This window comes from Dietzia timorensis (assembly GCF_020742175.1).
In the GTDB taxonomy this organism is placed as follows: domain Bacteria; phylum Actinomycetota; class Actinomycetes; order Mycobacteriales; family Mycobacteriaceae; genus Dietzia; species Dietzia timorensis_A.
In genome coordinates this window covers 1-2,596 of the sequence record NZ_DYXM01000210.1, presented here as the reverse complement: position 1 = coordinate 2,596, position 2,596 = coordinate 1, and the positions used below count along the sequence as shown (strand labels likewise).

The following is a 2,596-nucleotide window of genomic DNA, read 5'->3' as shown; positions in this document are numbered from 1 at the left end:
GGAACCGCGGGCAATGATTCCGGGGCGCCCACTAGTGTTGGACGTATGCGGCTTCTAGTTACAGGCGGCGCCGGGTTCATCGGCTCGAATTTCGTGCGCCTCACCGGGCGCGTGCGCCCAGACACCCAGATCACCGTGCTCGACTCGTTCACGTACGCCGCGAACGAGGCGAGCCTGGTGGATGCGCAGTGCGACGTCATCCGCGGGGATGTTGCGGACAGGGAGACGCTCGACGAGATCCTCTCCGGCTTCGGGCCGAACGACGCGATCGTGCATTTCGCCGCCGAGAGCCACAACGACAATTCGATCGCCGCGCCGGGGCAATTCGTCCACACCAACATCACCGGCACCTTCGAGATTCTCGAGGCGGCCCGGCGCCACGATGTGCGCCTGCACCACGTCTCCACTGACGAGGTCTATGGCGATCTTCCACTCGGCACCCCTGAGGCGTTCACCGAGGACACCGCGTACCGCCCGTCGAGCCCGTACTCGGCGTCGAAGGCGAGCGCGGACATGCTCGTGCGCGCATGGATCCGCACCTATGGGCTGCGCGCGACGCTGTCGAACTGCTCGAATAATTATGGTCCGCGCCAGCACGTGGAGAAATTCATCCCGCGGCAGATCACGACGCTTATCGACGGCGGACGTCCGCGCCTCTACGGCAGCGGAGAAAACGTGCGCGACTGGATCCACGTCGACGACCACAATGCCGCAGTGTGGGAGATTCTCGAGCGCGGCCGGTTGGGGGAGACCTACCTTATCGGCGCGGACGGGCAGGCCTCTAACCGCGAGATCGTGCGCGAACTGTGTCTCCTGTGTGATCGAGACCCGGACGAGGTCGACTTCGTCACCGACCGGCCGGGACACGACAGGCGTTATGCGATCGACGCGACGAAGCTGCGGCGCGAGCTCGGGTGGGCGCCCGAACACACCGACCTGCGTTCGGGGCTCGCCGATACCGTCGAGTGGTACCGGGACAACCGCGAATGGTGGGAACCGGTGAAGGCTGCGGTCGAGGCGAAATATGCAGAAGTAGAGGAGGTGCTGTAGGTGAAGGGAATCATCCTCGCCGGGGGCGCCGGTTCGCGGCTGCGGCCGCTCACCGCGGCCGTGAGCAAGCAGCTCATGCCCGTGTTCGACAAACCGATGGTGTACTACCCGCTCACCACGCTTATGCTCGCCGGCATCCGCGACATCCTGCTCATCTGCACCCCTCACGATCGGTCGCAGTTCGAGCGGTTACTCGGCGATGGCTCCCAGTTTGGGATCACCATCACCTACCGCGAGCAGCCGGAACCGCAGGGTCTCGCGCAGGCTTTCGTCCTCGGCGCCGAGCACATCGGCAACGACTCGGTCGCGCTCGTGCTCGGCGACAACATCTTTTACGGCCCACGCATGGGCACGCAGCTACGCCGCTTCCGCGACGTGTCCGGCGGGGCTGTATTCGCCTACCGGGTGGCAAACCCGAGCGACTACGGGGTCATCGAATTCGATGCCGACGGAGCCGCGATCTCCATCGAGGAAAAGCCCGCGCAGCCGCGGTCGAACTTCGCGATCCCCGGCCTCTACTTCTATAGCAGCGACGTCGTGGACATTGCCTCCACGCTCGAACCCTCCGCTCGCGGGGAGTACGAGATCTCCGACGTCAATAAGCGGTATCTCGAGCAGGGGCGGCTCTCCGTCGAGGTCCTGCCGCGCGGAACGGCGTGGCTCGACACGGGCACCCACACCTCGCTGCTCGACGCAGGCAACTACGTGCGCACGATCGAGGAGCGGCAGGGCCTGAAGATCGGCGCGCCCGAAGAGGTCGCCTGGCGGATGCGGTTCATCGACGATGCGGTGCTCGCCGCCGCGGCCGACGAGCAACTCAAGTCCGGGTACGGCGCGTACCTGCACGGATTGTTGGAGCGGGAGCGGGAACTCGGTGGCTGAGACACATGTACCTATGACGCCGGTCTCGCCGATCCTGTCGCGGCGCCGGGTTCTCGTCGCAGGAGGATTCGGGCAGCTCGGGCGCTGGCTCGCGCGACGGCCGGTAGGGGATCTCGTCGAGGTCTGCATCCTCGGGAGAAAAGACAGCCCGACCGGAGGTCCGGGGATGGATCTTTCCGACCGCGCATCAATCGAGGATGCGTTGGATGTCTTCCGTCCGCAGGTGGTGATCAACGCCGCCGCGTTTACCGCCGTCGATGCGGCGGAGGACGCTGAGGCAGCCGCCGCGGCGATCAATGTCGAGGGTGCCGCGCGGCTCGCCGCCGAATGCGCGCGGCGAGGCATTCCCCTGCTGCACGTGTCGACGGACTACGTGCCCGGGATTTACGGTCCGGTCGAGGATCCGGCCGGGGCCACGCCGCTTGCTGCTTCGGCGCCGGAGGACATCGAACTCGGCGCGGAGGCGGGCGTCTACGCGCGCACGAAATGGGAGGGCGAACTCGCGGTGCGCAAGGCGCACCCCGGCGCCGCAGTCGCGCGCACGGCCTGGGTGTACAGCGGACCCGCAAGGGAGTGGGTCGGGGGGCTCGGCGGCGGCGACTTTGTCACCACGATGCTGCGGCTGGAATCCGAACGCGACACTGTAAATGTCGTCGACGACCAG

General features: G+C 66.5%; 3 protein-coding genes. All 3 read left to right on the top strand.

The window, feature by feature from the left end; translation table 11 throughout:
* Nucleotides 1–45: 45 nt before the first annotated feature.
* A complete protein-coding gene (gene rfbB / locus K8V11_RS10575) occupies nucleotides 46–1,050 on the top strand; it encodes a dTDP-glucose 4,6-dehydratase (RefSeq protein WP_303913800.1) in 1,005 nt (334 codons plus the stop codon).
* On the top strand, nucleotides 1,051–1,932 hold the full coding sequence (gene rfbA / locus K8V11_RS10570) for a glucose-1-phosphate thymidylyltransferase RfbA (RefSeq protein WP_303913798.1): 882 nt from the start codon (nucleotides 1,051–1,053) through the stop codon (nucleotides 1,930–1,932). It abuts the gene before it with no gap.
* A partial coding sequence (locus K8V11_RS10565; protein WP_303913795.1) for a sugar nucleotide-binding protein occupies nucleotides 1,925–2,596 on the top strand: 672 nt, incomplete at its 3' end. The genes rfbA and K8V11_RS10565, both read left to right, overlap by 8 nt.

Excerpts from the sequence above, each read along its gene's own strand:
- rfbB (WP_303913800.1), top strand. The coding sequence starts at position 46 with ATGCGGCTTCTAGTTACAGGCGGCGCCGGGTTCATCGGCTCGAATTTC.